Origin of the sequence: Nocardia sp. AB354 (assembly GCF_049538315.1) — a bacterium.
Classification (GTDB): domain Bacteria; phylum Actinomycetota; class Actinomycetes; order Mycobacteriales; family Mycobacteriaceae; genus Nocardia; species Nocardia nova.
This window is the reverse complement of the sequence record NZ_JBMVFU010000013.1, coordinates 107,858-132,388: the sequence shown is the minus strand read 5'-3', so window position 1 is coordinate 132,388 and position 24,531 is coordinate 107,858. Positions and strand designations below refer to the sequence as shown.

Annotated in this window: 23 protein-coding genes; 5 read left to right on the top strand and 18 right to left on the bottom strand. The window is 68.6% G+C overall.

The window, feature by feature from the left end:
- Positions 1-132: 132 nt before the first annotated feature.
- The 5 genes from cobM to ACPCUW_RS20045 form a co-directional block, all read right to left on the bottom strand.
- On the bottom strand, positions 133-900 hold the full coding sequence (gene cobM, locus ACPCUW_RS20065) for a precorrin-4 C(11)-methyltransferase (protein WP_104363675.1): 768 nt from the start codon (positions 898-900) through the stop codon (positions 133-135).
- Between the two features lie 36 nt (positions 901-936).
- Positions 937-1,512 carry a Uma2 family endonuclease gene (locus tag ACPCUW_RS20060; protein WP_423426411.1) on the bottom strand — a complete coding sequence of 192 codons (576 nt, stop codon included), beginning with the start codon at positions 1,510-1,512 and terminating at the stop codon, positions 937-939.
- A 279-nt stretch (positions 1,513-1,791) separates the two neighbouring features.
- Positions 1,792-2,217, bottom strand: coding sequence for a PPOX class F420-dependent oxidoreductase (locus ACPCUW_RS20055; RefSeq protein WP_030517156.1), 426 nt, complete (start codon positions 2,215-2,217; stop codon positions 1,792-1,794).
- Between the two features lie 85 nt (positions 2,218-2,302).
- The gene (locus ACPCUW_RS20050) at positions 2,303-2,920 is read right to left on the bottom strand and encodes a response regulator (RefSeq protein WP_423426409.1); all 618 of its coding nucleotides are present in this window, start codon (positions 2,918-2,920) and stop codon (positions 2,303-2,305) included.
- Positions 2,917-4,116 carry a sensor histidine kinase gene (locus ACPCUW_RS20045; protein ID WP_423426408.1) on the bottom strand — a complete coding sequence of 400 codons (1,200 nt, stop codon included), beginning with the start codon at positions 4,114-4,116 and terminating at the stop codon, positions 2,917-2,919. The genes ACPCUW_RS20050 and ACPCUW_RS20045 overlap by 4 nt, the downstream gene beginning before the upstream one ends.
- Positions 4,117-4,245: 129 nt before the next feature.
- Between ACPCUW_RS20045 and ACPCUW_RS20040 the strand changes: the two genes are divergently transcribed.
- Together ACPCUW_RS20040 and ACPCUW_RS20035 are read left to right on the top strand one after the other, a co-directional pair.
- Entirely contained in the window at positions 4,246-5,295 is a 1,050-nt protein-coding gene (locus ACPCUW_RS20040) for an ABC transporter permease (protein ID WP_423426406.1), read from the top strand.
- A gap of 25 nt (positions 5,296-5,320) precedes the next feature.
- Positions 5,321-6,049: an ABC transporter ATP-binding protein gene (locus ACPCUW_RS20035; RefSeq protein ID WP_423426404.1), complete on the top strand. Its 729-nt coding sequence runs from the start codon at positions 5,321-5,323 to the stop codon at positions 6,047-6,049.
- Positions 6,050-6,127: 78 nt separating this feature from the next.
- Here ACPCUW_RS20035 and ACPCUW_RS20030 read toward each other — a convergent pair whose 3' ends face one another.
- The 6 genes from ACPCUW_RS20030 to ACPCUW_RS20005 are packed head-to-tail and all read right to left on the bottom strand — an operon-like array spanning position 6,128 to position 14,200.
- Positions 6,128-8,074, bottom strand: coding sequence for an acetoacetate--CoA ligase (locus ACPCUW_RS20030; protein ID WP_423426403.1), 1,947 nt, complete (start codon positions 8,072-8,074; stop codon positions 6,128-6,130).
- Positions 8,075-8,087: 13 nt separating this feature from the next.
- A complete protein-coding gene (locus ACPCUW_RS20025; protein WP_423426402.1) occupies positions 8,088-8,900 on the bottom strand; it encodes an HpcH/HpaI aldolase/citrate lyase family protein in 813 nt (270 codons plus the stop codon).
- 8 nt (positions 8,901-8,908) lie between these two features.
- A complete protein-coding gene (locus ACPCUW_RS20020) occupies positions 8,909-9,394 on the bottom strand; it encodes a MaoC family dehydratase (RefSeq protein ID WP_063031832.1) in 486 nt (161 codons plus the stop codon).
- 8 nt (positions 9,395-9,402) lie between these two features.
- A complete protein-coding gene (locus ACPCUW_RS20015) occupies positions 9,403-10,563 on the bottom strand; it encodes an acyl-CoA dehydrogenase family protein (protein ID WP_063015708.1) in 1,161 nt (386 codons plus the stop codon).
- Entirely contained in the window at positions 10,560-12,617 is a 2,058-nt protein-coding gene (locus ACPCUW_RS20010) for a biotin carboxylase N-terminal domain-containing protein (protein ID WP_423426400.1), read from the bottom strand. The genes ACPCUW_RS20015 and ACPCUW_RS20010 overlap by 4 nt, the downstream gene beginning before the upstream one ends.
- A gap of 5 nt (positions 12,618-12,622) precedes the next feature.
- Complete coding sequence (locus tag ACPCUW_RS20005; RefSeq protein WP_030517146.1) at positions 12,623-14,200, bottom strand: carboxyl transferase domain-containing protein; 1,578 nt, start codon at positions 14,198-14,200, stop codon at positions 12,623-12,625.
- Between the two features lie 127 nt (positions 14,201-14,327).
- Here ACPCUW_RS20005 and ACPCUW_RS20000 point away from each other — a divergent pair, with 127 nt between their 5' ends.
- Positions 14,328-14,921 carry a TetR/AcrR family transcriptional regulator gene (locus ACPCUW_RS20000; protein ID WP_030517145.1) on the top strand — a complete coding sequence of 198 codons (594 nt, stop codon included), beginning with the start codon at positions 14,328-14,330 and terminating at the stop codon, positions 14,919-14,921.
- Between the two features lie 26 nt (positions 14,922-14,947).
- Here the strand turns inward: ACPCUW_RS20000 and ACPCUW_RS19995 are convergent, their stop codons facing one another.
- On the bottom strand, positions 14,948-15,391 hold the full coding sequence (locus ACPCUW_RS19995) for an SRPBCC family protein (protein ID WP_030517144.1): 444 nt from the start codon (positions 15,389-15,391) through the stop codon (positions 14,948-14,950).
- A gap of 442 nt (positions 15,392-15,833) precedes the next feature.
- On the opposite strand from ACPCUW_RS19995, the gene ACPCUW_RS19990 reads away from it, so the two are divergent.
- Entirely contained in the window at positions 15,834-17,087 is a 1,254-nt protein-coding gene (locus ACPCUW_RS19990) for a TetR/AcrR family transcriptional regulator (protein ID WP_423426398.1), read from the top strand.
- Between the two features lie 4 nt (positions 17,088-17,091).
- On the opposite strand, the gene ACPCUW_RS19985 is transcribed toward ACPCUW_RS19990, so the two are convergent.
- From ACPCUW_RS19985 to ACPCUW_RS19975, 3 genes are read right to left on the bottom strand one after another with little or no spacing between them, the layout of a single operon-like run.
- On the bottom strand, positions 17,092-17,751 hold the full coding sequence (locus tag ACPCUW_RS19985) for a hypothetical protein (RefSeq protein WP_030517142.1): 660 nt from the start codon (positions 17,749-17,751) through the stop codon (positions 17,092-17,094).
- A 47-nt stretch (positions 17,752-17,798) separates the two neighbouring features.
- Positions 17,799-18,509 (bottom strand): NUDIX hydrolase, encoded by a 711-nt coding sequence (locus ACPCUW_RS19980; protein ID WP_036505725.1) that lies wholly within the window; start codon positions 18,507-18,509, stop codon positions 17,799-17,801.
- 51 nt (positions 18,510-18,560) lie between these two features.
- On the bottom strand, positions 18,561-18,998 hold the full coding sequence (locus ACPCUW_RS19975) for a hypothetical protein (RefSeq protein WP_063015709.1): 438 nt from the start codon (positions 18,996-18,998) through the stop codon (positions 18,561-18,563).
- Between the two features lie 525 nt (positions 18,999-19,523).
- Between ACPCUW_RS19975 and ACPCUW_RS19970 the strand changes: the two genes are divergently transcribed.
- The gene (locus tag ACPCUW_RS19970; RefSeq protein WP_181064101.1) at positions 19,524-22,823 is read left to right on the top strand and encodes a BTAD domain-containing putative transcriptional regulator; all 3,300 of its coding nucleotides are present in this window, start codon (positions 19,524-19,526) and stop codon (positions 22,821-22,823) included.
- 1 nt (position 22,824) lies between these two features.
- Here the strand turns inward: ACPCUW_RS19970 and ACPCUW_RS19965 are convergent, their stop codons facing one another.
- The 3 genes from ACPCUW_RS19965 to ACPCUW_RS19955 all read right to left on the bottom strand — a co-directional run bounded on the left by ACPCUW_RS19965 (position 22,825) and on the right by ACPCUW_RS19955 (position 24,230).
- Positions 22,825-23,229 (bottom strand): ArsR/SmtB family transcription factor, encoded by a 405-nt coding sequence (locus ACPCUW_RS19965; protein WP_423426396.1) that lies wholly within the window; start codon positions 23,227-23,229, stop codon positions 22,825-22,827.
- Positions 23,226-23,885: an SRPBCC family protein gene (locus ACPCUW_RS19960; protein ID WP_423426394.1), complete on the bottom strand. Its 660-nt coding sequence runs from the start codon at positions 23,883-23,885 to the stop codon at positions 23,226-23,228. Before ACPCUW_RS19960 ends, ACPCUW_RS19965 begins: the two co-directional genes overlap by 4 nt.
- 126 nt (positions 23,886-24,011) lie before the next feature.
- On the bottom strand, positions 24,012-24,230 hold the full coding sequence (locus ACPCUW_RS19955; RefSeq protein ID WP_030517136.1) for an MbtH family protein: 219 nt from the start codon (positions 24,228-24,230) through the stop codon (positions 24,012-24,014).
- Between the last annotated feature and the right edge of the window lie 301 nt (positions 24,231-24,531).

Genomic DNA, 24,531 nt, shown 5'->3' with positions numbered 1-24,531 from the left:
CAAGAAGGGCGATAGCGCTCCGACATCACCACTGCACTCCGTTGTCCCCGCCACCTCGACGTTCGATCCGCTGCTGGGAACCTACCGGGAATCGCCCGTCCCGAGTGACCGAAATCGCGGTGCGCGAGGGGGTCACGCGCCGGGCCCGGATACCGGGTGCCGCTCCCGTCCGGGGTCGTACAGATGGGATTGCGCACAGTCGAGCGCCGGAGTCAGGGCGCGCCCGACCAGGACCACCGCGGCCTGCCGCAGTCCGGCCGCCTCGACCTGGCCGGCGATATCGGCGAGCGTCCCGCGCAGAATCCGCTGCTGCGGCTGACTGGCCCGGTAGACCACCACGGCCGGGCAATCGGCGCCGTACTCCTGCGCCAGCTCAGCGGCCAGCTCGCGAATCCGCGTGATCGCCAGATGCAGCACCAGACTGGCCCGGGTCCGCGCGAAATTCGCCAGCGCCTCGGACTCGGGCATCGCGGTCGAGCGCGCCTGCGTCCGCGTCAGCACCACCGACTGCGCCACCTCCGGCACCGTCAGCTCGCTGCCCAGGACCGCGGCCGCCGCCGCATACGCCGGGACCCCGGGCGTCACATCCCAGGAGATACCCAGCCCGTCGAGCCGCCGCGCCTGCTCGGTCAGCGCCGAATAGATCGACGGATCCCCCGAACACAGCCGGGCCACATCCTTACCCTCGGCGTCGGCCCGCGCACAGTGCGCGACGATCTCGTCCAGATCCAGCCCCTGGGTATCGATCAACTCCGCCTCCGGCGCGCAATGCGCCAGCACCTCGGGATCCAGATACGTCCCGGCATACAGGCACACCGGAGATTCCCGCAGCAGCGCCACCGCCCGCAGCGTGAGTAGATCGGCCGCCCCGGGACCCGCTCCGATGAAATGCACGGTCATGCCCGGAGTCTAGGTGCCCGCCCGATCCCGCAACCCTCAGCCCAGCCGCCCGAGCTCGATGGTGAGCGGGCAGGGCGACGTGGTCCGGAACGTTCCGGTCGCTTCGCCTTCGTCCACATACCCGAGTTCTTCGGTGAGCCGGAATACCAACAGGCTCAGCGGCTCGTTGAGGTCGATGATCCAGTAGTGCGCGATGCCGGCTTCGGCGTATTCGCTGCGCTTGGTCACCGTATCGGTGCGATGCGAGCCCGGGGAAACGATTTCGACGACGAGCACCGCTTCCGACGTGCGAAGAATGCCGCCGGAGGTACGGACTCGTTCCAGTTCGGCACGCGTCACGACGATCAGATCCGGTCGCCTGACGGTGGCGGGTTCGTCCGGCGGGACCAACCCCAGATCGACGTCGACGTCCGGCACGGCCACCAGATCGTCCGGCAGCTGCGCGAACAACTGCATATACAGTTGCGCGCCGGCGATATTGTGCGCCGGTGTCGGTGACGGCGACACGACGAGTGCCCCCTCCTGCAACTCCCAGCGATGCCGGTCGTCTTCGGGGAGCGCCACGAAATCGGAGAGCGTCAGCAGCCGTTGCGGATACGAAAAGGCTGTCACCTCAGCTCCTCACCTCGTCTTCATGGTCGCCCCATTGTCCCACGGCGTGCATTCGAAACGGTGGAACCGAAGGATGGGTGGTCCTCGCGCCACACACCCACAGTGGAGGTGCGGAGCGAGCAGCTGCGCCGCGTGTAGAACTTGTTGCAGTGCAAGCTTTTTCAACGACGCGGCCGTCCTGCTCGACGGCGGTGTTCGGTAGCCCGCGGGCGGTCTCGGTGCCGTTCGCAGGGACAGCTCCCGCGCTCGATTCGCCGGTTCTTCCCCGCCCCCGGCCGGCTATCCGGTCATGTTCAGCCCCCCGAGGATCTTGTCCGGGCGTACCCGCACGACCAGCTCACCGGGGACGGCGTTGCGGGTGCCGAATTCCTCGGCGCGGTCCGGGCCCATGTACCGCGCGGCGATGGCGGTCGCGGTGCGCAGGAGTTCGGCAGGATCCTCGGAGAGGGTGGCGACGCCCTGCACCTGGAAATAGGCGTACGGCGGTTCGTCCAGGTCCACGCAGAGGGCGACGCGGGGGTCGCGAGCCAGCGCCTTGCCCTTGGCGGTGGTTTTGCCGGTGTTGAAGACCAGGTCGTCGCCGTCGAGGATGAACCACACCGGATTGACGATCGGGCGGCCGTCGGAGGCGACCAGAGCCAGTTTGCCGGTACGGGTTCCGGCGGCGAGGAATTCCCGCACTTCGGGATCGGTAATGGAAGGCATGAGCTCACCCTAGGAAGCGGCGGCGTGTGCGCGGGCCCCGACACGCGCCGAGCGACACGGCCGCGATCAGCGAGCCCCGCACGGTTCAGATGGCCCCGCGCTCGCGCGCTCGCGCCACCGCCGACGTCCGCGATTTCACGCCCAGCTTCGAATAGATGTGCACCAGATGGGATTTCACCGTCGTCTCGCTGAGGAACAGGTGTTTGCCGATATCGCGGTTGGAATGACCGTCGGCGACCAGGCGCAGCACCTCGATCTCGCGGGCGCTCAGGGTGGTGTCCGGTTTGCGGACGCGGGTCATCAGTTTGGAGGCGACCGAGGGCGAGAGCACGCTCTCCCCCGCCGCCGCGGCGCGCACGGCGGCGAGGAGTTCGGGCGGCGGGGTGTCCTTGAGGATGTAACCGCAGGCACCCGCCTCGATGGCGCCGAGGATATCGGCGTCGGTGTCGTAGTTGGTCACGACCAGGGCGTTCGGCGGATCGGGCAGGGCGCGCAGGGCCAGGGTCGCGTCCACCCCGGATTTGCCGGGACCGAAGCGCAGATCCATCAGCACCAGATCGACGTGCGTGGTGGCGCAGAAGGCCACGGCCTCCTCGGCGGTGGCGGCCTCCCCGACCACCGTGATGTCCTCGCCGGAATCCAGCAGGGCCCGCAATCCGGCGCGGACGATGGCGTGGTCGTCGGCCAGCAGGAGACGGATCACGGCAGCTCCTCCCGCGAGATGAGCTCGGCCGCAGCGGTTTCCGAGTCGTGCAGCGGAAACGACACGGTGACGGCGGTATGCCCCGGCTCGGATTCGACGTCCATGACACCACCCTGCTGTTCGACGCGGCTGCGCATGGCGTTGAGGCCGAAGGTGCCGCCGCCGAAGACCGCCGGATCGATACCGACGCCGTCGTCGACCACATCGAGATGGACGGCGTCGTCACCGTAGGTGAGCGTGATCCGCATCCGATCGGCGTGCGCGTGCCGGACCACATTCGACACCGCGCCCTGTGCCACCCGCACCAGCGCGGCCTCGACGGGCATCGGCAGCCGCATCGGCGTCCCCTCGACCACCGTGCGGGCGCTCAGCCCGGGGCCCTCGGCGCGCCGGGCGATCCGCTCGAGCGCATCACTCAGCGATTGCCCCTCGAGCACCGCCGGGGTGAGGTCGCCGATCAACTGCCGGGTCTCGACCAGATTGTCCGCGGCGGTCTCGCGGGCGAGCCGGATCTGTTGCAGCGCGGGATGATCCGGTGCGTCGCGTTCGGCGGCATGCAGCAGCATCTGGATGCTGGACAACCCCTGGGCGACGGTGTCGTGGATCTCCTGCGCGAGCCGTTCACGTTCGGCGAGTTTGCCGGCGGTGCGTTCGCGTTCGGCGAGAGTGGCACGGGTGGAGAGCAATTCGTCGATCAACTGCTGGCGATCGGCCGCCTCGCGGAACAGCGCCCGATAGCCCAGGCCGATCGCGATCGCCACGATCGCGCCCAGGACCGGCCCGGCGATTCCGGGAACCGTCCACCCCTCGTGCAATCCCCAGCCGACCACCGAGACGGTCGTGGCGGCGACGACCGCGGCCAGTCCCCACAGTCGCGGTAGCAGATGCAGATACAGGAAGAACAGTCCGAACACCAGGTAGACGGCCTCCGGAACCAGCACGATCAACGCCAGCCACAGCGCCGTGAGCCCGCCCAGCCACACCCGCGCGGCGACCGGACGCCCGCGCAGCAGCCCACCCGCGAAATAGACGAGCAGGAACAGCGCCGCGAGCACGATCACCGCGACGGTGGGCCGGGGGCCGTCGTCACCGGGCACGGCCGCGCGCACCATCACCACGACCACCAGCGCCGTCATCAACACATGCAGTCCGACCTGCAGTGCGGCGAAGACGGGGGTGAGTGGAGAGCGGTGCACGCTGCCAGCTTATGCGCGGTTACCGGGTCGGCATCCATCGAAAGGTGGATTCGGCACCCCATCGTCGGGCGGTCGCGAAGTGTCCGCGCAGGCGATGTCCACCGGCGGATTCATCGCGAAGGTGGAGATATGTTCGTCGCACTGAGAGATCTGCGGGCCGCCCGCGGCCGATTCCTGCTCATCACCCTGGTCGTCACCATGGTGGCCCTGCTGGTGAGCTTTCTGAGCGGACTCACGGCCGGCCTGGCGCATCAGAATATTTCCGCACTCGAGCGGCTGGCCGGCGGCAGCGTCGTATTCGCCGATACCGGCGCCGATCCGTCCTTCGATTCCTCGGCGCTGACCAGCGAACAGGTCGAGCGCTGGCAGCGAGCCGGAGGAAGCGTCGATCCGGTCGGCATCAGCCGTAGCCAGGCCGTCCGGGAGGGATCCGCACCGGCCCAGGTGGCGATATTCGGCGTCGACGGCAAGGCGTTCGGCAACGAGGTGGCTACCGGCCCCGGCACCGTCGTGCTGAGTCAGGCCGCCGCCGAAGACCTCTCGGCCGGCGCCGGTGATCGCGTGTCGATCGGCGGCGGTACCTTCACGGTCGCGGCAGTCGGCGACGACGACTGGTACGCGCACACCCCGGTGGTCTGGACGACGCTGTCCGACTGGCAGCAACTCGATCCGCGCGGCGGGGCCGCCACGATTCTGGTCGCCTCCGGGGTGCCCGATACCGGTGCGGTGAACAGCGCCGCGCACACCCGCACGACGAGTGTCGACGGCGCATTGCAGGCGATCGGGTCGTATCGGGCCGAGAACGGTTCGCTCACGCTGATGACCGTGATGCTGTTCGTGATCTCCGCCCTGGTGATCGGCGCCTTCTTCACCGTCTGGACCATCCAGCGCACCGCGGATATCGCGACGCTGAAAGCGCTGGGCGCCACCACGACCGCAATGGTTCGCGACGCCCTGGGCCAGGCGCTGATCGTGCTGCTCCTCGGAGTCGGCGTCGGTGTCGGGGTGACCGCACTGGCCGGGGCTTTCATCGGCGGGACGGTGCCGTTCGTGCTCAGCGCGGCCACGACCGTGGTGCCCGCCCTCGCCCTGATCGGGCTAGGTCTGCTCGGCGCCGTGTTCGCCCTGCGCTTCCTGGCCACCACCGACCCGCTCACCGCGCTCAACCAATCTCGCTGATTCGATTACCGCACAGGAGCTTTCGATGACCACCACCCTGACCGTCTCCGATCTCACCCTCACCTTCCCCGACGGCGCCGGCCGCATCACCGCCCTCGACAAGGTGTCATTGACCGTGCGCGGCGGCGAGATCGCGGCCATCACCGGTCCGTCGGGATCGGGCAAATCGAGTCTGCTGGCCACGGTGTCGACATTGGTCCGCCCGGATTCGGGCCGGATCCTGCTCGATACCGACGACGGCAGCGTCGACCTCGCCCGAGCGTCCCGGCGCGAGGCCACCACCCTGCGCCGCGAACGCGTCGGGATCGTCTTCCAGCAGCCCAACCTCATCCCCGCCCTCACCGCGGTCGAACAACTCGAGGTGATGCAGCACCTGGGTGGCCACACCGTCGTCTCACCGCGCCTGCGACGCCGAACCAGGGACAAGGCGATGGATCTGCTCGACGCGGTGGGGCTGCGCGGCCACGAGAAGAAGCGCCCGGCTCAGCTGTCCGGCGGTCAACGGCAACGCGTCGACATCGCCCGCGCGCTCATGCACGACCCCGCCCTGCTGGTCGTCGACGAGCCCACCAGCGCCCTCGACCAGGAACGCGGGGCCGCCGTCATCGACCTGATTCTCGGGGTCGTCCACACCCACGCCGCCGCCACCCTGCTGGTGACCCACGACCGCACCCACCTGCACCGCATGAACGCGGTCTACCGCATGGTCGACGGCCGGTTGTCGATGGAGGAGGCCGGAGAGCTCGCCGCCTGATCACCCGCGGCCCGGATGCGGTGTGCCGCGCGTACTCGGCGGCCACCGAGCGGCAGCGCACCGCTTCCGCGGCTCGGCCTACTTCGCCCGTTTCCGGGCCGGCACCTCGGCGTACCAGGTGAGCAGATCCGCATTGTCGACCGCGCTGCGTTCGACCACCCGATCCGGGTCCGCACCCTGGAACAGTTTCTTGATCGGCACCTCGAGCTTCTTGCCGGTGCGGGTGTGCGGAATGCCCGGGGCGGCGATGATTTCGTCGGGGACGTGGCGCGGTGAGACCTCGGCGCGGATCGTCGCGTTGATGCGCTGTTTCAGCTCGTCGGTCAGTTCGGCGCCCGGGGCGAGGGTGACGAACAGCGGCATCCAGTAACCGCCGTCGGGCTGTTCGGCGCCGATCACCAGGGCCTCGGCGATCTCCGGAAGTTGTTCCACCGCTTGGTAGATATCGGCCGAGCCCATCCGGATGCCGTGCCGGTTCAGCGTCGAATCGGAGCGGCCGTGCACGACGATGCTGCCGTGATCGGTGACGGTGATCCAGTCGCCGTGCCGCCAGACGCCGGGGAACATCTCGAAATACGCTGCGCGATAGCGTGTTCCGTCGGGATCGTTCCAGAACGACACCGGCATGGAGGGCATCGGGGCGGTGATCACCAACTCCCCGACCTCGCCGCGCACCGGCCGGCCCGATTCGTCCCAGGCATCCACCGCGGCGCCGAGAAACGGCACCGACAGCTCGCCCGGCCACACCGGCACCGTGCGCACGCCGCCGATGAACGCGGACACCACATCGGTGCCGCCGCTGATCGAGTTCACCTGCACTCGCTCACCGACGTTGTCGCGCAACCACAGTGCCGACGACGGCGGCAGGGACGACCCGGTGATGCCGATCGTGCGCAGCGCCGAGAGATCGTGGTCGCGTCGCGGCACCACACCGGCCTTGATGCACGCGAGCACGTAGCCGGGGCTGGTGCCGAGCACGGTGGTGCCCGTGCGCGCGGCCAGGTCGAACAGCGAATCGGCGTGCGGATAGGTCGGACTGCCGTCGTAACAGATGATCGTCGCACCCACCAGCAGGCCGGCGACCTGGAAGTTCCACATCATCCAGCTGGGGCTGGTGTACCAGAAGAAGACGTCGCCGCGGCCGATATCCGATTGCAGCGCAGCGGCTTTCAGATGTTCGAGCAGGACGCCGCCGTGCCCGTGCACGATCCCCTTCGGCAGCCCCGTGGTGCCGGAGGAGAACAGGATCCAGAGTGGATGCGCGAAACCGACGGGCTCCGTGGACAATTCAGCGCCCTCCGGCGGAGCAACCGCATTCCAGTCCAGGGCGTCGGGCACCGCACCGCCGAGGCGCGGCACCACGACGGTGGCGCGAACGGTCGGCAGCCCGGCCCGCAGGGCGGCGATATCGTCACGTTTGTCGTGCGTTTTCCCACCGAAGTGGTAACCGTCGGCGGTGACCAGCACGGCCGGCTCCAACTGCCCCAGCCGATCGAGCGCCGCCTTGGCCGAATAGTCCTGCCCACAGGCACTCCACACCGCGCCGATGCTGGCCGCGCCGAGGAAGGCGATCACGGCCTCGGGGATGTTGGGCAGATAGCCGACGACTCGATCGCCGAGTCCCACCCCGAGTTCGCGGAGCGTCGCCGCGAAGGAGGCGGTGCGGCCCAGCAGTTCCGCCCAGGAGATCTCGGTCAGGCCGCCCTGTTCGCCGGCGTAGACGATGGCGGGCCGGTCGGTGCGGGCGTGGCGGGCGATCTGATCGACGTAGTTCAGCAGCTGCCCCGGAAACCATTGCGCGCCTGGCATTTCGGTACTCGCCAGCACGGTGGCCGGCGCGCCGCCGAGTTCGAAGTACTCCCACAGCGCGCCCCAGAACCCGGCCAGATCGGTGATCGACCATTCCCACAGCGAGTGATAGTCATCGAATTCTCGTCCGGTCCGGGCCCCGACGAATCGGGCGAAATCGGCGACCCGCGCCGTTTCCAGGTCCCCGGCGTCGGGCTCCCACTGCGGTTGCGTCATGACTCTCCTAGATCTACCGGGCCCCGGCACGCTGCAGAATGCGCTCGGCGTGCCGGATCACCGGGCCGTCCACCATGCGTCCCTCGAAACTGAACACACCGCGATTGTTGGGCACCTCCGCGAGCACCCGGCGGGCCCAGTCCACTTCCTCGTCCGCCGGCGCGTAGGCGGCCCGGATCACCGCGAGCTGCTTGGGATGGATGGCGACCTTGACGTCGTAGCCGACCGCCACCGCCTCGCCGGATTCCGCGCGCAACCCGTCGAGGTCGGCGATATCGAGGTACACCGAGTCCAGCGCGATCTTGCCGTACGCCTTCGCCGCCAGCAACGCGGTCGAGCGCAGCTGCCGTGCCACATCGCGATAACCGCCGTCGGCGCGGCGGCTGGAATTGCCGCCGAGTCCGGCGACCAGATCCTCCGCCCCCGCCATCGAGGCGATCGCATTAGGCGCGGCCATGACCTCTTCGGTGCGCAGCGCGCCCAGCGGCGATTCGAACAGCGCGAGCACCTCGTAGTCCGACAGCAGTGAGAGCTGTTGTGCCGATTCGCATTTCGGCAACATGATGCGACGGTAGGAGGTCGAGGCCAGCGCGGTCAGGTCCGCGTCGAAATCGTGCGTACCGGCCGCGTTGACCCGGACCACCGTCCGCTCCGGATCGAGCGGCGTGGCCATCAGCACCTCGCGCGCGGCCTCCTTGTCCCCGGCCGCGACGCCGTCCTCCAGATCGATGATCACGACGTCGGCCGCGGCGGCGGCCTTCTCGTAGCGTTCGCCCCGGTCGGCGGGGCAGAACAGCCAGGCCGGGCCCGGGATTTCCCAGTTCATCCGCTCTCCTACTCGCCGTCCGGGCGCATCCGCATCAGGGTTTTGCGGACCGCGGTGGCCACCACGTCGCCGTGCTGGTTGCGCCCGGTGTGCGCGAAGGTCGCGATCCCTTCGCCCGGACGGCTTTTCGACTCACGCTTGGCGGTCACCAGGGTTTCGGCGTACAGGGTGTCGCCGTGGAACATCGGCTTCGGGAAGGCGACCTCCGAGAAGCCCAGATTGCCCACGATGGTGCCTTGCGTCAGCTGCGCCACCGACAGGCCGACCAGCGTCGACAGCGTGAGCATCGAATTGACGAGTCGCTGATTGAACGGGGGCAGACCGTCGGCGAAGGCCGCGTCCAGATGCAGCGCCTGGGTATTCATCGTCTGCGTGGTGAACGCGACGTTGTCCGCCTCGGTGATGGTGCGCCCGGGCCGATGTTCGTACAGCACACCGATTTCCAGCTCCTCGAACCACAGCCCGCGCTGCACCACCCGGCGCACCGGCTCCATCGGCTCGCTCACAGTCCCAGCTCCCGTCCGATCAGCATCAACTGCACCTCGGTCGTGCCCTCGCCGATTTCCAGAATCTTGGAATCGCGATAGTGCCGGGCCACAGCATATTCGTTCATGAAGCCGTAGCCGCCGAAAATCTGGGTGGCATCGCGGGCGTTGTCCATCGCGGCCTCGCTGGCGACCAGCTTCGCGATCGCGGCCTGCTTCTTGAACGGCTTGCCCGCCAGCATCAAGGCCGCCGCGTCGTAGTACGCGGTGCGCGCGGCGTGCGCCCGCGCCTCCATCCGGGCGATCTTGAACGCCACCGCCTGGTTGCGGCCGATGGTGCGGCCGAACGCCTCCCGCTCACCGGCGTAGCGCACGCTCTCGTCGACACAGCCCTGTGCCGCGCCGACCGACAGCGCCGCGATCGCGATCCGGCCCTCGTCCAGGATCCGCAGGAAGTTGGCGTAGCCGCGGCCGAGTTCACCGAGCAGATTCGACTGCGGCACCCGGACGTCGGTGAAGCTCAGCGGATGGGTGTCCGAGGCGTGCCAGCCGACCTTGTTGTAGGCCGGTTCGGCGACGAAGCCGGGGGTGTCGGTCGGCACCAGGATGGTGGAGATCTCCTTCTTGCCCTCCGACTCACCGGTCACCGCGGTCACGGTCACCAGCCGGGTGATATCCGTGCCCGAATTGGTGATGAACTGCTTGCTGCCGTTGATGATCCAGTCGTCGCCGTCGCGGACGGCGGTGGTCCGGGTGCCGCCGGCATCGCTGCCCGCACCGGGTTCGGTGAGTCCGAAACCCGCGAGGGCGCGCCCGGAGGTCAATTGCGGCAACCACTGCTGCTTCTGCGCCTCGTTGCCGAACCGGTAGATCGGCATGGCGCCCAGCGACACCCCGGCCTCGAGCGTGATCGCCACGCTCTGGTCGATCTTGCCGAGTTCCTCGAGCGCCAGGCACAGCGCGAAGTAGTCGCCGCCCATACCGCCGTACTCCTCCGGGAACGGCAGGCCGAACAGACCCATATCCGCCATGCCGGAAACGACCTCGTACGGGAAGGTATGGGCCGCATCGTGTTTCGCCGCCACCGGCGCGACGACCTGATTCGCGAAATCGCGAACGGTCAGCGCCAGATCTCGGTACTCCTCCGGCAGCGTGCCGGTGGACAGGAAATCGCTCATGCCTGTGCCTCTTTCTGCTCGGTGTCCGCCTGCTCGGTGTCCGATTCCTCGGTGTCCACGACGGGCTCGGCGGCGATCCGCGCCAGGACCTGTTCGACCTGCACCTGGTCGCCCGCCGCGACCAGCAGCTCCACCTTTCCGGCGACCGGCGCGGTCAGGGTGTGTTCCATCTTCATCGCCTCGACCACCACCACCGGGGTGCCGGCGGCGACCTCGGCGCCCGGGGCCACGTGCACCGCGATCACCGAACCCGGCATGGGGCTGAGTATTTCGGCGTCGGTGAGCTGTTCGTCGCCACCGCGCACACTCGGTTCGGCCACCTCGCGCACCGCCGCGACGCCGTCGGCGCCGGCCACCCAGATCGGGCCGCCGTGTTCGGCGACCCGGTAGCGCAGCCGGATCCCGTCGAGGTCGATCGTCAGCACCGCGTCGTCGCGCGCGGCGGTCAGCGAGCGCGGCTCCCCGGCGTCGACCGCCACCCACGCGTCGGCGGGGGTGCCCGTGATCGCCACGTGCACGACGCGGTCGCCGCCCTCGAGCCGCAACACCGTGGGCGCGGCGGTGCCGATGCGCCAGCCGTTCGGGATGTCCCACGGGCCGCGCGGCGCATCCGGCCACGCCCGCAGCCAGCGCGCCACCGCCGCCGCGACGAACTGGTCGTCCGTGGCCGGTGCGGGGCGGAAGTCCCCGGCGCGCCGGTCCAGCAGTCCGGTGTCGAGATCACCGCGCAGCACATCGGGATCGGCCAGCAGGAAGCGCAGGAAGTCGGTGTTGGTCCGCACGCCGAGCACCTGGGTGTCGGCCAGTGCCTGATCGAGCCGGGCGATCGCGGTCGCGCGATCGGGGCCGTGCGCGATCACCTTCGACAGCATCGGGTCGTAGTCGCTGCCGATCACACTGCCGGTGCGCAGCCCGGAATCCACCCGCACGCCCGGCCCCTGCGGCTCGGCCAGCGCCAGCACGGTTCCGCCGGTGGGCAGGAAGTCGCGGCCGGGATCCTCGGCGTAGACGCGAGCCTCGACGGCGTGACCGGTGAGCTGGATATCGTCCTGTTCGGCGACGATCTTCTGCCCGGCCGCCACGCGGACCTGGCATTCCACCAGATCGACCCCGGTCACCAGTTCGGTCACCGGATGTTCGACCTGCAGCCGGGTGTTCATCTCCATGAAGAAGAACTCGTCCGGCCGGTCGGCGGAGACGATGAATTCGACGGTGCCCGCGCCCACGTAGTCGACGCTGCGCGCGGTGTTGCAGGCGGCGGCGCCGATCCGGGCCCGCGTCTGCGGGTCCAGCAACGGCGAGGGCGCCTCCTCGATGACCTTCTGATGCCGGCGCTGCAGGCTGCATTCCCGCTCGCCCAGATGCAGCACGTTGCCGAATTGGTCGGCGAGGATCTGCACCTCGATATGCCGCGGTGTGGCGACGAACCGCTCCAGGAACAACGTGTCGTCACCGAACGCCGCGGCGGCCTCCCGGCGCGCGCTCACCAGCGCCGCGGGCAGATCGGCGGGAACGTCGACCCGGCGCATCCCCTTGCCACCACCGCCCGCCGACGGCTTGACCAGCACCGGATAGCCGATTTCGGTTGCGGCCGAGATCAATTCGTCGTCGGTGAGACCGGGCCGGGCGATACCGGGCACGACCGGCACCCCGAAGTCGGCGACCGCGGTCTTGGCCGCGATCTTGTCGCCCATGATCTCGATCGCCCGCACGGGCGGACCGAGGAAGACGATGCCGGCCTTCTCCAGTGCGGCGGCGAACGCCGAATTCTCCGACAGGAAGCCGTAACCGGGATGGACGGCTTGTGCACCGGAGCGCACGGCCGCGTCGACCACCCGCTCGATATCGAGATAGCTCTGCCGCGCCGGGGCCGGTCCCAGCCGCACCGCGACATCGGCCTCGGCCACGTGCCGGGCGGCGACATCGGCGTCGCTGTAGACCGCCACCGAGCGAATACCCATGGCGCGCAACGTGCGGATCACGCGCACGGCGATCTCGCCGCGGTTGGCGACCAGCACGGTGTCGAAGGGCACCGGGTGAGATTTGTTCAGCATAGTGATCACATCCGGAATACGCCGTAGGAGACAGGTTCGAGAGGCGCCTGCGCACAGACCGACAGCGCCAGGCCGAGCACGGTTCTGGTATCGGCGGGATCGATGACCCCGTCGTCCCACAGCCGGGCGGTGGAGTAGTACGGATTGCCCTGGTGCTCGTACTGTTCCCGGATCGGCGCCTTGAACTGCTCCTCCTGTTCGGCGCTCCAGGAATCACCGAGCTGATCGCCGCGAACGGTGGCCAGCACCGAGGCGGCCTGCTCACCGCCCATCACCGAGATGCGGGCGTTCGGCCACATCCACAGGAAGCGCGGCGAATACGCCCGCCCGCACATCGAATAGTTGCCGGCGCCGTACGAACCGCCGATCACGACCGTCAGCTTCGGCACCCGCGCGCACGCGACCGCGGTCACCATCTTCGCGCCGTGCTTGGCGATACCGCTCGCCTCGTAGTCGCGCCCGACCATGAAACCGGTGATGTTCTGCAGGAACACCAGCGGAATGACCCGCTTGTCGCACAATTCGATGAAATGCGCGCCCTTCTGGGCGGATTCACCGAACAGCACACCGTTGTTGGCGACGATGCCGACCGGATGGCCGTGGATGCGCGCGAAGCCCGTGACCAGGGTGCGGCCGTACTCGGCCTTGAATTCCTGGAATTCACCGCCGTCGACGATCCGCTCGATCACCTCGTGCACATCGTAGGGCGTGCGCAGGTCCACCGGAACCACGTCGTAGAGCTCCGACTGCGGGGCGATCGCGTCGACCGGCGCGGTGATCTCCCACGGACTCGGCGACTTCGGCGCGAAGGTGCCGACGATGCGGCGCACGATGCGCAGCGCGTCCTCGTCGCTGTCGGCCAGATGGTCGGTGACACCCGAGGTGCGCGAATGCAATTCGCCGCCGCCGAGTTCCTCCGCGGTGACCACCTCGCCGGTGGCCGCCTTCACCAGCGGCGGCCCACCGAGGAAGATCGTGCCCTGATTGCGCACGATCACCGCCTCGTCGCTCATCGCGGGGACATAGGCGCCGCCCGCGGTGCAGGACCCGAGGACCGCGGCGATCTGCGGGATTCCCTTGGCGCTCATGGTCGCCTGGTTGTAGAAGATCCGGCCGAAATGTTCGCGGTCGGGGAAGACCTCGTCCTGATGCGGCAGATGCGCGCCGCCGGAGTCCACGAGGTAGATGCACGGCAGATGGTTCTGCAGCGCCACCTCCTGGGCGCGCAGATGTTTCTTGACCGTCATCGGGTAATAGGTGCCGCCCTTGACCGTCGCGTCGTTGGCGACGATCACGCATTCCCGGCCGGACACTCGTCCGATACCGCCGATCACCCCCGCGCCCGGGCAGTCGTCGCCGTACATGCCGTCGGCCGCCAGCGGCGACAGTTCCAGGAACGGACTGCCGGGATCCAGCAGCCGGTCCACCCGCTGGCGCGGCAGCAGTTTGCCGCGCGCCAGATGCCGCTCGCGGGCCCGCTCGGGTCCGCCGAGCGCACTCGCCGCCAGCTTCGCGCGCAGCTCGTCGAGCAGCGCCAGATGTGCGGCACGATTGCCGGCCTGCACGTCCTGCGTCAGGGTCATCACGCCATCCTGCCCATTCGGTTAGTGGCCAATAACTGGAAACTAAGATAATCTTCGTTAACTGAAATGTCCAGGCGTGCCGGAAACCGGACCCGCCGAACGCCGCCGACCTGCGGAGGGGAGCCCGATGAGCAGCAGTGAGGCCATCGCTCCCACGCGCCGGGAGCAGCTCAAGGCGCAGCGGCGGCAACAGTTACTGGAGGCCGGGGCGCGGCTCATCGCCGACCGCGGCTTCCCCGGGGTGCGGCTCGACGACCTCGGCGCGGCGGCCGGTATCAGCGGGCCGGCGGTCTACCGGCACTTCCCCAACAAGGAAGCCGTCCTGGTCGAATTGCTGGTCGGAATCAGCACCCGGCTGTTCGAGGGCGGCAAGGCCGTCGCCGAACAGGCCGAATCCCCGCGCACGGCACTGGCGGGATTGATCGAGTTCCATCTCGACTTCGCCCTCGGCGAGCCCGAACTCATCCGTATTCAGGATCGGGACCTGGAAAGCCTGCCCGAATCCGCGCGGCGGCAGGTGCGCCGCCTGCAGCGGCAGTACGTGGAGATCTGGGTCGGGGTGCTACGCGGCCTGCACCCGGAACTGGACGAGACCGCCGCGCGGGTCAAGGCGCACGCCACCTTCGGCCTGATCAACTCCACACCGCACAGCGCCTCCCCCACGCTGGCCGGACGGGCCCGGCCCATTCTGCGCGAGATGGCCTGGGCCGCGCTGAGCTGAGGGCCGAGGGCCCGAGCCCGAGCGGCCTAGTCGCGACGGAGTTCTGCCTCGGCGGTCGAGAGGACGGCGCTGACGCCCAGATAGACGGCGGGGATCAGCGCGAGGGTCCAGGCGGCGGCGAAAAGTGGTGTGGCGACCTCGAATTGGGAGTGCCAGCGCACCCGGGTGCCGGACGGATGGTCGTCGAAGGTCACGGTTCCGTCCTGACGTCGCAGCGGCGGGAGCGATTTCAATATGCGATAACGAAACAGTCGCGGCGGGTCGTAGTCGACGACCTCCTCCGTCAAGCGCAGCAGCGGCGTCACCAGCAGCCGCACCGCCCCCACCCCGTGTTCGGAGACATTGCCCGGACGGACCGGAGTGACCCGCCGGATCGCCGGAACGCGCTGGTAGTTGGTGGCGTCGGTGATCCAGTCGAAGACGTCGGCGCGGGGTGCCCGGATGATCCGTTCCAGGTCCAGCGTGCGCATCGAGAGTCCCTTCGCTACCGCGGTGTCGTATGAATTCCCGACCGGCGGGGATGCCGGATCGGTGCCGAGTGCCAGCGCAGCGTACGGCGGGGCGGGCACCCGCTGCCAGTGACGAGAGTCGAAACGATGCTATTTCGATACGAGCAAGCGATCTGGTCATTCGCCCAAGCTGAGTGGTATCCGAGAAAAGATGAATCCGGTCGGTATTTGCTTGCGACAGAATGCTTTTCATTCGCGCCGGGATACCCCGGTGGCCCGGGCGCCGGCGGCGATAGGACACAATTGTCGAGACCCGGTCCGAGCTCGGCCTTCGCCACCGCGGCGATCCCCCGCAGGTCTCCCGGAACCGGCGGTAACACCGGACAGCCGGAAATCGTCCGGTGACTACCATGGCATTCATGAGTGCCGAGGAGTGCCGCCGCACCACAGACAGGCCGGAACCGTGAGCGTAGAGCGCGGCACCGCGAGCCCCGCAGAACAGCCGGCAACAAAGCCACAGGAGCGGGTGATTCGCCGTCGCCCGAAGAATCGGCGTGCCCAGATCGCCGCGACCTCGGCGGCGGCGTTCGGCTCACTGGGCTATCACGGGGTCAGCATGGAGGACATCGCCTCCCGCCTCGGCATTTCCTCGGCGGCCCTGTACCGGCACTATCCCAGCAAGTACGCCCTGTTCCGGGAGGAACTGCTGCGGCTCGGCGCGCTGACGGTGGAATCGACCACGGTGGATCCGGAGGCCGCGGACCTTCCGGTGCGGCAGCGGCTGGCCGGCGTGCTCGACGCCATGATCGCCGCGACCATCGCCAACCGCCCGACCGTGACGTTGGCGCGGTGGGAGGGCCGCTATCTCGACGACACCGATCGCGCGACGCTGGACGAGCAGTTCACCACCTCGATCCGCGCCCTCGCCGACCTGCTCGGTGAATTGCGCCCGGAACTGCCCCGGCGCGACCGGCTGGTGCGCGCGGTGGCGCTGCTCAGCATCGTCAGCAGCATCGGCGACCACCACGCCACGCTTCCGGTGAAATCGCTTACCGCGGTGCTCAATTCGGCCGCATGGGCGATCATCGGCGCCGAACTACCGGACGCCGCGCCGGCGGCGGCCACACCGCGGTCGGTCGAGATACCGCAGTCGTTCAAACACGAACTGCTGCTGAAGAAATCGGTGGAGCTGTTCCACCAGCGCGGCTATCCCAATGTGAGCGTGGAGGATATCGCGACGGCCGCGGATCTGTCCGCGGCCTCGGCCGTCTACCGGTATTACCGCAGCAAGAGCGATCTGCTCGCGGCCGCGTTCCGGCGGGCGGCGGATCGGGTGTCGGGCGCGATCGGCCCGGCCACCGCCTCGTCGAAATCTCCCGCCGAGGCACTGTCGAAGCTGATCGACCTGTATGTCACCGGGTCGTTCGAAGAACGCGAATTGACCTTCGTCTATTACGCCGAGTTCAGCCACGTTCCGCCCGAGGAACGCACGGTGCTGCGCAATATTCAGCGGTTGATCGTGGCCGAATGGGTGAAACTGCTGGTCGCGGTGCGGCCGGAACTGTCCGAGGCACAGGCGCGCATTCTGGTGCAGGCCGGATTCGGGCTCGTGGTGGATCTGGGCCGGGTCTTCGGCGACGACGAGAACCTCTGCCCGCCCGAGCGCGTCATGGCCCTGATGGAGGTCGTGCTGTTCGGGTCGCCGCGCCGGGAGTGACCCGTCAGCCGGTCACGCGCGGCCACGGGTAGAGCGCGAGGTGGATGAGCAGGATCGCCAGCAGTCCGAGCAGCAGCGCGGCGACGAACCCCGCGCGATGCTCGAGGTAGCCGATCGTGCGAAACAGGGTGGGAAACGGCACTTCCCGCGCGAAGAACATCGACAGCACGCTCGGCAGGATCACCCACATCACCGCGATGGTTCCGTAGAGCACATAGGCGCCGGTGAAGGTCCCCGGATCGACCGCGCGGGCTCCCCCGGCGAAGGCGACCGCGGCGGCCAGCGCAGCGCAGGCCAGCACCAGATAGCCACCCATCCCCTCGGTGCGCACGGCATCGGGGTCGGGCGTGAGCCGGCCGTTGGCCGTGGTCTGCCGGCCCGCGACCGTGGCCGGTTGCTGCGGCGGCATCGCCAGCTGCGGTAGCGAGTAGTAGGCCAGCACCACGATCACGAAGACGACCACGAGCCGCACCCACGAATGCCCGTCCTCGAGGTGGCCGATCGTCGCCGAAATCGTCGGCCAGTCGGCCAGATCGAAAACCGCGGCCAACTCCGGGACCGCGATGACGATGCCCGCGAGCCCCCACATCAAATATCCCCAGAACTCCGCCGAGCGCCCGGCGACCGTCGGCGCGCTCGGGGTTGCGGTAGTGACCTCCGTCATACTCCTGGTGTACCACCGCGCGGGCACGCGGGGGCAACGACGGGGAATCAGCTGGGCCGCAACATCGGCGGGTGCAGAACCTGCGCGGGCCCGGCGCGATAGAGCTTGGCCGGACGACCGCCGTCGCGGGTGGTGGTGGCGCCGGTAGCCAGGACGAAACCCGGTGTGGTGGTGACCTTGCGGTGGAAATTGCGCGGATCGATATCGGTGCCCCACATCACCTCGTAGACCCGGCGCAGTTCGGCCACCGTGAATTCGCGGGCGCAGAAGGCGGTGGCCAGCGGTGTGTATTCCAGTTTGGCGCGGGCCCGCTCGACACCGTCGGTGAGAATGCGGCGATGGTCGAAGGCGATGCGGCCGCGCTCGGCGAGCAGTTGCTCCACCGACCAGATGCCGGCCGCCGTGGCCTGCGAACCCGCTTGCGGCGCGGGCAGATTCGGCGCCAGCGCCAGATACGCGGTACTGATGACCCGGCCGCGCGGATCACGGCCGGGTTCACCGTAGGTCGCCAGTTGCTCCAGATGCATGCGGTCGCCGCGAATTCCGGTCTCCTCGCGTAGCTCCCGTACCGCGGCCGCGGAGAGGCTTTCCTCGGGACGGACGAACCCTCCCGGCAGCGCCCATCTTCCGCGATAGGGTGCGTAGAGGCGCTGGACCAGCAGCGCGCACAGCGTGTCGTTGGCAGTGTGGCGGGCGCCCAGGGTCAGAACCACCAAATCGACCGCGACCGCTGCATTGAGGCGAAAACCACTGCCCATGACGGGCATTGTAATCGTCAGTCTGACGATAAAAACGCGGCGGTGAATTCCTCAGCTCGCGGCGACGAAAGTGAACGGGCCGAATTCCCCGACATGTCCGAGGATCCAGTCCCAATGTGAAACCGGGTCGACGACCACACCGGCCTGCAGCAGTAACCGCCAGCCGAGCTCGTCGTGCTCCCAGACGTCACCGTCGGCGTCGACATAGAGCCCACGGGTGACCGGCTCCGGTTCCGTGACGGAATTCTCGCCCGTGTGCGCGAAGGCGCCCAGCGTCCCCTCGTCCGGGCGGTCCGCATGAATTCCGCCGCCGACCAGGGCGTGATCGGCCAGTTGCGCGACGGCGCGGGCCATGGCCACGAATTGGCCCGCCGGCACCGCGATCACCTCGTCGGTCCGCATGAACAGTTCTCCCGCCTGATCGTCGTCGTGAAAGAGGGCCACGATGTCCGGCACGGTGGGCCGGGGACGGATCCTGTTCTGACTCATGATTTCTCCTGCCCTGCGCCACCGAATTCCGTTACCGCGTTCTGTGACGTTCGAACCATTCGAAACCTCCCCATCCATCAGGTTTGTGAGCGTCAGCCTCGTCCATCCCACTTCTGGTTCACTTCCGGTCGAATCGGGCGGCAAGCAATTGACCGATATCGAGAGCAATTCCGAAGTTGCGATGAAATATACGAGCCGAGGATGGTCATCCGACCGCGAAACAGCGGTTCGCCGACAAAGTCACAATTGCATTACAAGCCGCTCACCTCGCCACTCAGTATCGAACCACGTGTGGCACAACCTGGAACAGCCGGAACGTGATGCACAACACACGGACGCCGGAAGTACCACACGGAATGGATATAACGATTTGGCAACCATGAAGCTAACCACAGACAGCGCCGAAAATTTAGAGTAGAGATTCTGATTTAAATCAGATGCCCAGCGTAATGGCCGTCCGTCGGCTACTGAACGGGACGGGCCATGGGGAAGGTGTCCGGATGTCACGGTTGCAGGGGGCATGGCATGGCTGATCGGCGCATCCATGTCCTCGGGCCGATGCACATCGCACTCGACGGAACACCCATCCGCCTCGCGGGCCGGCTCACCCGAGCCCTCCTGGCGCGCTTGGTGATCGCGCAGGGCCGCGCCGTGTCGACCGATCGGCTGGTCGACGAGTTGTGGGACGGGGAACCCCCACCCAAGGCGACGTCGGTGCTGCAGGTGCACATCCACAACCTGCGGCGGGTGTTCGAACCCGAACGTCCCGCCCGCGCGCCGGCGACGGTGGTGGTGTCGGAGGGACTCGGCTACGCGCTGCGGTTGCGCGACACCGAAGTCGACGCCTGGCAGTTCGAATCGCTCCTGCACGAATATCTGCAGGTGAGCAGCGGCGCCCATGCCCCCGAGGCGGCCACCCGCACCCGCATGCTGGATATCGCGCTGGCCTGCTGGAACGGACGCGCGCTGGAGAGTTTCGCCGATTGCGGCTGGGCGGCGGCCGAGGCGGCGCGGCTGACCGATCTGTATCTGACCGCCGGTGAATTGCGCGCACAGGCCGCGCTGGAACTCGGCCGCACCACCGAGGTGATCAGCGGCCTGCGGCGCACCGTCGAGGACCGGCCCGACCGCGAGGAGAGCGTGCGGCTGCTCGCCCTCGCGCAATACCGGCTGGGACAGCAGACCGAAGCGCTGGCGACGCTGCGGCGCACGGCGGAATTCCTCACCCGGGAAATGGGACTGGATCCGGGGCGTCGCATCCAGGAATTGGAGACCGCGATCCTCAACCAGGCGGTTCCGGTGCTCGAATCCACGCTGCCGACCGCGCCCATCGCGGTGCGCGCCGACCTCGTGCGCGACATCGAGCGATCGCCCGAGCCGAATGAGCGAGCCGACAGCGCGACCGCACTCGGATACCCGGTGCAGCGCAAGGTCGTTCTGGAGGCGGCGTGCGAGGCGATCGAACACGGCGCCCGGGTGGTGTGGATCTGCGGCGGCGCGGGATTCGGCAAATCGGCGCTGGCCGAGGCGGTCGCCACCGAACTGCGCCGCCGCGACTGGGTGGTCGCGCCCGGACGCTGCCCGGAAGTGGACGGGGCGCCGCAAGCGTGGGTCTGGGCCGAGGTCGCCGCGAGGTTCGGCGCCGATCTGACCTCGCGGCCGGTTCTCGGTGGGGCGTTCGAGATCTCCCGGGTGATCGCCGACCGCTGCCGCAAGGCCGTCGCCGACGGTCCGGTCGCCCTGGTGCTCGAGGATCTGCACCGCGCCGACGAGGCCACCCTGCAGATCCTGCGCCAGGCCGTGGCCTGGCTGCACGACCAGCCGCTGCTGATCATCGCCACACTGCGCGAGGTGGAGGCGCCGCCGGCGGTGCGGGCCGCCGTGGCCGCTCTCGCCGATCCGACCGCCGCGCATATCGAGCTCACCGGTGTCGATCTGGACGGGACGTGTGCCATCGCACGGGCCGCCGGACTCTCCGGTCTGGATACCGATCTGCTCGCGCTGTTGCACGAACGCACCGGCGGTAACCCGCTGTTCCTGCGTGAGCTCACCGCCGCGATGGCCGTCGGTGGCGATGTCCACGATCTGCCGCCGAGTGTGCGAGGGGTGATCGAACTGCAACTGGCGCGGATGCCGGATGCGGTCCGCGAGGTGCTCGAGTACGCCGCCGTCTGCGGGGAGCGGGTGGAACCAGCGACGCTGGTGGCGCTGACCGAACGGACCGAGGACGAGATCATCGGACTCGTCGGCACCGCCGAACTGGCACGGCTGGTGATCATCGATCCCGCGGGGCGAATCATGTTCGCGCACGCGCTGATCCGCGACACGGTCTACGCCGGGATTCCGCAGCTGCGACGGACGCGGATGCATCAGGGGGTGCTCACCCTGTTGGGCGGCTGCCGGCCCGACGACGTCCGTGCGGTCGAGGTGCTGGCCCATCACGCGGTGCGGGCGGCCACCGCGAGTACCGCCGATTCCGCGGTCGACTACATCACGACGGCGGCACGACACTGTGTCGAGCGCGGTATGCGCGCGGACGCGGCACCGCTGTGGCGCACGGTGATCGAATTGCGGCGGCTGGCCGGGCACGAGGATCCCGATGCCTCGCCCGCGGATCGGGTCGCCTGCGTGGACGCCTACTGCGAACTGGTCACCGCCTCCGCGTACGCGGGGCGCATCGCCGCGGCCCGCGACGCCCGGGAGCAGGCGCTGCGGCTGGCCACCGAATTGGGCGACGGGGAGTTGGTGGTGCGGGCGCTGACCAGTTGGCGCGCCCCGGTGGTGTGGGCGATGCGGGACTGGAGATGGTCGAATCCGCGGCTACGGCGGGCACTCGCCGTGGCCTCCGCCCGCGACCAGCCGGTGGCCACCCAGGTTCGTCTGCTCACCACCGCCGTCTTCGAATCGAGCCCGGCCGCGCACCGGCTCGCCCACACCCGTGCCCACGCGGCACTCAAGCTGGCCCGCAGTACCGGCGACGCCGAATTGCAGTGCCTGGCACTGAACGCGCTGACTCATCTGGTGCTCGACGGCCATTCGGGCGACGACCTGGGACACCGGGCCGCCGAGCTGGAGCGTCTCGCCACGTCGGCTGATCTGCCCCAATACCGCGCTCTCGCACACTATCTGCGCTTCCGCACCGCTTGCCAGAACGTCGACCTGGCCGAGGCGGGACGCCAAGCGGCCCTCGCCCTGGACTTCGCGGGCACGGCACAGGTGCGGCCGTTGGCGACCATCCTCGGATACTTCCGCGCGGCCACCGAGATCCTGCGCGGCGATATCGGCCGGGCGGCGCACTATTTCGACGAATGCAGCTCGGCGGGAAAGGATTCCGGCTTCCCCGAGGGCGACGAGGCAGCCCTGATCGCGTTGCTGCCCCTCGGCTGGGCGCGCCGCGATCTGTCGCCCGCAGTGGACTGCCTCGCCGAAATCGAGGCCGCCCTCCCCGGGATGCTCACCCAGATCTACATCGTCGCGCTCCTCGACGCCGGCGAGCGCGCCGAAGCCGCCGCGCTCTTCCACCACGGCCCCGAGGTCGACGAGCACTTCTATCCGGTCATGATGCGGGCCCACCGCGCCCGCGCGGCGATCGCCCTCGGTTCCACCGCCGACTGCGCCGAACTCTATCGCCGGCTCCTGCCCGCCGCCGGAACCGTCGCCGGCCTCGAAACCGGTTTCACGCCATTGGATCCCGTGGACGAGATCCTCGCCGAACTGGCGACCGCGTGCGGCGACGGGGTCACCGCGGCCAAGCACCGGGCCGCCGCCACGCGGCTGCGCGAACGGATTCGCAGGCAGCTCGCCAAGAACAGCGGTCTGTTGTGAATCACCCGGCGGCGTAACCGCTTTCGTGCGCCCCCGGTGGGGCGACGGCGTCTCCCGCGCGCCGCTCCCGTTTTCCGCGGGCGATCTCGGTGGCGAGGGCGTCGAGGGGATTCGCCAGCCGGTGCAGCGGGTCGAGCAAGGTGGTCAGCCAGGTTCTGGCGATCTCCACGCCGTCCGCGTCGAGGCGGTAGTACCGCCGGGTGCCCTCGGCGCGGACGGTGACCAATCCGGTGTCGCGCAATATCTTCAGGTGCTGCGACACCGCGGGCTGGGAGATCGTCGTGGTGGCGCGGACCGCCTCGACCAGCGCGCCGGCGGAGTGCTCGCCGGCGGCCAGCAGTTCGAGAATGTGACGGCGCACAGGGTCGCCCAGCGCATCGAAGATGCGGGCGGGTGGGACGGTCATCGAGCTTCCGGGGTGTCCTCTGGTTCGGTGGTGTAGAAGGCGAAGGTCTGTTCGGCGGCGGTCCGGGCCGCGGCAGGGTCGTCGCCGTCGGCGATCGCGGCCTCACCCCACGCAGTGGCGGCGGTGCGGATGAATGTACGGCCTTCCGCGGTGGTGTGCAGCGTGAGCGCCACGGTCTGATCCACCGGCTCACCGCTGTCCACATGCATCCCCAGACCCAGCAGGGCGAGGTCCCAGCCCACCCCGACCGCACCGGGCCCGAACTGCGTCCACATAGCCGGATCGATCGGCGCCTCGTGCTCGAGCTTCAGTTCGGTACCGTCGTCGGCGGGGCCGAGGGTGACCTCCAGCCAGGAGATCTGCGGGCCCATCTCCCAGGTGACGGCGAAATGCTTCGGCGCGTCACAGCGTTCGACCACGCCGTTGGCGTTGCCCTCGAGCTGATAGCGGCCGCCGACCTCCAGCGAGCCGCTGATCGGCAGGAACCAGCGCGGAATGCGTTCGGCGTTGGTCAGCGCGTCCCACAGATCCGCCTGATCGGTGGGATAGCTGCGGCGGGCGACCGCGATCCTGGTGGCGGCGCCGTCGCGAGAGCCGGTGCGGACCTCGCGCGTGACCAGACCCGCGAGGGCGGCGGGATCGGAGAGCAAGGGCATGACATACCTCCTTCTATAAGTTACAACTTATATTAGCAGGCGGGCCGCGCCGATGCGAGGAGAACGTGAACGCCGCGACGTGCCGGTGCAGGGGAGGTTCGGATGGCACGCCGCGGCGCGACGCATTCAGTTGGCTTGTAGGCGCATGGCCTCGATCAGCGACTTCGGGCGCATATCGGTCCAATGCGATTCGACATAGTCGAGGCAGAGCTGACGCAGACAAGGGCCGTGAGCGATCGTCCATCCGCTCGGCACGGCCGCGAACACCGGCCACAACGAGTGCTCGCCTTCATCGTTGGTCAGGACGTAGAACTCGGCGTCGTCATCGTCGAATGGGTTGCTCATTCGATTACCTTTCGTGCGGAACTGTGTCCGGCGCGGTGACTCCACCACCGCACCGGGTGATGGTGCGGGCCCGCGATGTCCGGGCCCGCACCGCGATCAAGCGCCCGGTGTCACCGACACCGCCGATCCGGTGGAGAGCAGGTTCGCGAGGGCGGTGAAGATGCTGCCGAGGCCGGAGCTTCCGGTATCCATCAGTCGATAATCCTTTCCGGGGCGATTTACTTCGGGGTGTAGGCGAGGCTGGAACCGGAGCTGAGGAAGCTCAGGATCTGGGTGAGGATCGCGGTGTAGTCGGTGCCTG

What these genes read in the sequence shown, in the direction of transcription:
- ACPCUW_RS19995 (WP_030517144.1), bottom strand. Translation starts at nt 15,391, where the DNA reads ATGCGCACGCTGGACCTGGAACGGATCATCCGGGCACCCCGCGCCGAC.
- ACPCUW_RS19975 (WP_063015709.1), bottom strand. Translation starts at nt 18,998, where the DNA reads ATGAGTCAGAACAGGATCCGTCCCCGGCCCACCGTGCCGGACATCGTG.
- ACPCUW_RS20040 (WP_423426406.1), top strand. Translation starts at nt 4,246, where the DNA reads ATGTTCGTCGCACTGAGAGATCTGCGGGCCGCCCGCGGCCGATTCCTG.
- ACPCUW_RS19965 (WP_423426396.1), bottom strand. Translation starts at nt 23,229, where the DNA reads ATGACCGTCCCACCCGCCCGCATCTTCGATGCGCTGGGCGACCCTGTG.
- ACPCUW_RS20005 (WP_030517146.1), bottom strand. Translation starts at nt 14,200, where the DNA reads ATGACCCTGACGCAGGACGTGCAGGCCGGCAATCGTGCCGCACATCTG.
- ACPCUW_RS20035 (WP_423426404.1), top strand. Translation starts at nt 5,321, where the DNA reads ATGACCACCACCCTGACCGTCTCCGATCTCACCCTCACCTTCCCCGAC.
- ACPCUW_RS20025 (WP_423426402.1), bottom strand. Translation starts at nt 8,900, where the DNA reads ATGAACTGGGAAATCCCGGGCCCGGCCTGGCTGTTCTGCCCCGCCGAC.
- ACPCUW_RS20030 (WP_423426403.1), bottom strand. Translation starts at nt 8,074, where the DNA reads ATGACGCAACCGCAGTGGGAGCCCGACGCCGGGGACCTGGAAACGGCG.
- ACPCUW_RS20055 (WP_030517156.1), bottom strand. Translation starts at nt 2,217, where the DNA reads ATGCCTTCCATTACCGATCCCGAAGTGCGGGAATTCCTCGCCGCCGGA.
- ACPCUW_RS19970 (WP_181064101.1), top strand. Translation starts at nt 19,524, where the DNA reads ATGGCTGATCGGCGCATCCATGTCCTCGGGCCGATGCACATCGCACTC.
- ACPCUW_RS20000 (WP_030517145.1), top strand. Translation starts at nt 14,328, where the DNA reads ATGAGCAGCAGTGAGGCCATCGCTCCCACGCGCCGGGAGCAGCTCAAG.
- cobM (WP_104363675.1), bottom strand. Translation starts at nt 900, where the DNA reads ATGACCGTGCATTTCATCGGAGCGGGTCCCGGGGCGGCCGATCTACTC.
- ACPCUW_RS20010 (WP_423426400.1), bottom strand. Translation starts at nt 12,617, where the DNA reads ATGCTGAACAAATCTCACCCGGTGCCCTTCGACACCGTGCTGGTCGCC.
- ACPCUW_RS19960 (WP_423426394.1), bottom strand. Translation starts at nt 23,885, where the DNA reads ATGCCCTTGCTCTCCGATCCCGCCGCCCTCGCGGGTCTGGTCACGCGC.
- ACPCUW_RS19955 (WP_030517136.1), bottom strand. Translation starts at nt 24,230, where the DNA reads ATGAGCAACCCATTCGACGATGACGACGCCGAGTTCTACGTCCTGACC.
- ACPCUW_RS20015 (WP_063015708.1), bottom strand. Translation starts at nt 10,563, where the DNA reads ATGAGCGATTTCCTGTCCACCGGCACGCTGCCGGAGGAGTACCGAGAT.
- ACPCUW_RS20020 (WP_063031832.1), bottom strand. Translation starts at nt 9,394, where the DNA reads ATGGAGCCGGTGCGCCGGGTGGTGCAGCGCGGGCTGTGGTTCGAGGAG.
- ACPCUW_RS19985 (WP_030517142.1), bottom strand. Translation starts at nt 17,751, where the DNA reads ATGACGGAGGTCACTACCGCAACCCCGAGCGCGCCGACGGTCGCCGGG.
- ACPCUW_RS19980 (WP_036505725.1), bottom strand. Translation starts at nt 18,509, where the DNA reads ATGGGCAGTGGTTTTCGCCTCAATGCAGCGGTCGCGGTCGATTTGGTG.